The organism is uncultured Campylobacter sp. (assembly GCF_938045405.1).
Classification (GTDB): domain Bacteria; phylum Campylobacterota; class Campylobacteria; order Campylobacterales; family Campylobacteraceae; genus Campylobacter_B.
The window spans coordinates 1-3,939 of sequence record NZ_CALIMW010000051.1 but is presented as its reverse complement, the minus strand read 5'-3'; the positions used below and the strand labels follow the sequence as shown (position 1 = coordinate 3,939).

The 3,939-nt window shown below is 49.4% G+C and carries 3 protein-coding genes; 2 read left to right on the top strand and 1 reads right to left on the bottom strand.

Translation table 11 applies throughout. The annotated features are described in order from the left end of the window. The first annotated feature begins 888 nt into the window (after positions 1-888). Complete coding sequence (locus tag Q0140_RS01585) at positions 889-1,818, top strand: ribose-phosphate pyrophosphokinase (RefSeq protein WP_005873085.1); 930 nt, start codon at positions 889-891, stop codon at positions 1,816-1,818. Positions 1,819-2,666: 848 nt separating this feature from the next. Beyond that, positions 2,667-3,410, top strand: a complete 744-nt coding sequence (locus Q0140_RS01580) for a hypothetical protein (RefSeq protein ID WP_297960978.1) — start codon at positions 2,667-2,669, stop codon at positions 3,408-3,410. A gap of 214 nt (positions 3,411-3,624) precedes the next feature. Here the strand turns inward: Q0140_RS01580 and Q0140_RS01575 are convergent. Further along, the coding region (locus Q0140_RS01575; RefSeq protein WP_297960975.1) for a hypothetical protein at positions 3,625-3,939 on the bottom strand (315 nt) is incomplete at its 5' end.

The following is a 3,939-nucleotide window of genomic DNA, read 5'->3' as shown; positions in this document are numbered from 1 at the left end:
CTCGCCGAGCTCGCAAACGGCGCGCAGGACGGCAAGGAAATTTTGATCTCCGAGATGAATAGGCTATTCGGCGAGCCCACCAAAATCACAGAATAACGCTTTATGCGGATTAAATTTACCTCCGCGTGATTTTAAATTTAAGCGCACCAAAACGATATAGACATTTACGCGGCGAGAGAGCCTGTGCGATTTTAAAATTTAAGCGCGCAAGGGCGGTGTCTAAATTTACGCGATAGACCAAAACTGCGCGATAAATTTTAAAATTTTGCGGCGCGCGATCGAGCCCTAAAAAGCAAGCTTTAAATTTGATCGCCAAAGCGAGCTCTAAATTTTCACCAAAGCAAAGCACATTTTAAATTTAACCGCCCAAGAAATATAAAATTTATGCGCCGCGGCAGCCTAAATTTAGCGCGCCGCAAAGTATTCGCGCAGTCTGTCCCGTGCAAGCTCAAATCTAAATTTAAACGCGCGCTCACTATGATTCCAAAGATAAAATTTTGCCTGTCTGTATCGCAAATATAAAATTTCGCGCTCATCGGCACCCTGCTCTCTGCAATACGGTTTTAGCCGTACCGCGCTCCCGCCCGATGCGCTCTCTCAAACTTTCATCAAACTTTACGATACGGTTTTGCCCGCAATCTGCGCGGCTGCTCGTGCAAAAACGCAGGCTACGATCGCTCGCGGGCGCCGTAAGTCAAAGCCGAATTTCGCCAGGATAAAACCGCGGCAAGCCGAGCCGCCCTGAAATTTTAAAGAATTTATCTCGCAAACGTGCGGCGGTCCGCGATGCTCGCTTATGAATTTTACGCGAGCGCAGCGGGCGAATTAGCTAAAATTTAGCGCTTTTAGTGTAGAATTCGAGCAAATTTCAATCCAAAGGTCATCAAAATGCGCGGATATAAAATTTTCTCCGGCACCGCAAATCCCGAATTTGCCAAAAAAATCTCCAAATATCTCTCGCTACCGCTTAGCGAATGCGCGATCAAAACCTTCAGCGACGGCGAAATCAGCGTCCAGATCGGCGAGAGCGTGCGCGGTAAGGACGTCTTCGTCATCCAGCCTACCTGCGCGCCCGCAAACTCCAATCTGATGGAGCTTCTGATCCTAACCGACGCGCTGAAGCGCTCCAGCGCGAACTCGATCACGGCGGTCGTGCCCTACTTCGGCTACGCTCGCCAAGACCGCAAGGCAGCCCCACGCGTACCGATCAGCGCGAAGCTCGTGGCAAATATGATGCAGACGGCGGGGATCGACCGCGTCGTCACGATGGATCTGCACGCGGGGCAGATACAGGGCTTTTTCGACGTGCCGGTCGATAACCTCTACGGCTCGCTGATATTTTTGGATTATCTGAAAGAGAAAAATTTAAAAAATCCGATCATCGCTAGCCCCGACGTTGGCGGCGTCGCGCGCGCCAGAAGCTTCGCCAAAAAGCTCTCGCTCGATCTGGTGATCGTCGATAAGCGCCGCGAGGAGGCGAACAAAAGCGAAGTGATGAATATCATCGGCGACGTCGCGGGCAAGGACGTGATCCTAATCGACGATATGATCGATACCGCGGGCACCATCGTCAAGGCCGCGGGCGCGTTTAAGGAACAGGGCGCGAAGAGCGTCAGCGCGTTTTGCACGCACGCCGTGCTAAGCGGCCCGGCATACGAGCGCATCGAAAGCGGCGCGCTAGACGGCCTCGTCGTGACCGACACGATCCCGCTAAAGCAGGAAAGCGACCGCATCAAGGTAATCAGCGTCGCCCCGCTTTTCGGCGAGGTCATCAGGCGCGTATATCACGACGAGAGCGTAAATAGCTTATTCAAATAAAATTTTAAAATTTAAAACGCGGCGCCGTTTGTTTTGTACAGCCGCAGGAATGCGAACAATAGGCATCTTATAATAAAAAATCGCAGCTCAGCCTGAGTCAAACGCTTACGGCGGCGAGCTCTAAATTTATAGCGTTTTAGCTCGCTGTGATTTGACTATTGTCGATTTAACTGCGACGCGAAATTTAGCTTCTACGCGGCAAATTTACCTCTGCGCGATATTTACTCCGCGCGGCGGAAATTTTAACTGCAACCACAGAGTAAATTTACCGCACTAACCGCTGCAAGCGGCATTTTAATCGGACATATTAACTCCGCTAGACTGCGTTTTAAATTTGCCGTAAATTTTCCATATATTTGATAAAATTACGCAGCGCCGCCGCACTTAAAATTTATGATAATGCCTGCATTCGCCATCTGTCTTATATGTCCGAGCTTCTGCAAAACTCGCACTCGCTAAATCTTGCAAAGCCGCGTTTTTAAATTTCATCGCGAAATCCGCAGCCCGCACTGGCAAGCATGCGCCCGCCGATTACCATTTTAAATTTAGCACCGAATTTCTTTATATTTTAGAGCATTACAAGACTCAAAATGCCGTATTTCCCAAGCGTTCGCCGCTCTTAACGGAGTAGCTTCACCCGCAAAGCCTCTGTAACGCTTTATTGTGATATTAAGTTCGTCGGCTAAATTTCAAATCCTTTAAATTTGAAACTCGCTTAAATTTCAAAGCCTCTTCAAATTTAAAATTTAATCCGAATTTGATCTGAAATTTTATAAAATTACGCCGTTCTAAACGGGCTTTAAAAGCGTGCGCAAGCTGTTTTGCAAGCCCGAAAGAAAGGGAGCTTTATGCCTACTTTTACTACCAAAGACTACAAAGCCGCCCTTCGCAGCCGCGGCGCACGAACCGCGAGTGCAGGCGGATTTAGCGTCAAAAACGACAACTCCTTCATCGTGATCTTCGTCATTGCGATGATGGTCTTTATATTTTTTTACGGCGTGTCGGCCCGGCTTGATTTAGATGAAATTTTTTTAGGTAACGGACGCGGTCGCGGCGGAGGCGGGATTTTGGGGCTTTTGATCGCGGGCGTAGCTTGGTATCAAGGGCGCGACGGCGGCGGGCTGTTTAAATTTAGCGACCACGCGATCACCTTCGTCTCGGGCGCGGGCAAGAGCGAAATCCTGCTCTTTAATATCGACTACGTTAGGCTCACGCCAGGCTTTTTGCGCACCTGCACCGGCTATACGGCGCTTAGCCACTCCCGCTACGTAAAATACGAGAAATTTCTGAACTTTGCATATGCATCGATCATCGTGCTGTGGCTAGTCGGTATCGCTATGAGCGAGCGCGTGGGGATGGCGTTCGTGATAATGGTCGTGGGCGTCGTGATCTTTATCTTCGCCAAGGCGCTTTCGTCGTGGCGGCTAAACGGCGACTTTCACGACATCTTGCTGCGCGACACCGTGCTGATCCGCGGCAAGGATCTAAACGACCGCGTGCTGTGGTTTGCGATCACGCCCGGTCGCAACGACCGCCGCAGGCTGCGCGCCTACTTCAAAGAACATCTTGATTTCGATATCGACGGCGGCTGATTTTGATTTAAAATTTAGAGATTTGGCGTAAATTTAGCGGCGAAATTTTGCAGCGTTAAATTTTAAGGCAGAATTCCGCGCGACGGAGTTTTTGCAGCCTAAATTTTACAGAACAAAATTTCAAGGCTTAAAATTTTAAGATATAAAATTTACGAAGCAGAATTTCACGGCGTAAATTTCAAAGCCGTAAATGCACGGCGCGATATTTGCAGCCCTATACGGCGAACTTTACCTCGCTTAGCCTCCCCAAATTATCAAACGAAAAGACTGCGTCATTTTTAAAATTTGCTACGATCTTACCCGCCGCTTCGCTAAATTTCGTGCCATTTCTAAGCAAAAGCGCCCCTGATAAAACGGCGTGATTTAGTTGAAATGCGCCTATGTAATCGCACGCCAAAGAGATAAGCTCGCTTGCGTCCATACCGGGCTTGATCGTACCATCTGGCGCCACGCACTCGCCTGCCGCAAACGCTACAAATACCGCTCCGCCGGCGTGCGGGCAGCGGTAGTAACATAACGGCTCCTGCGA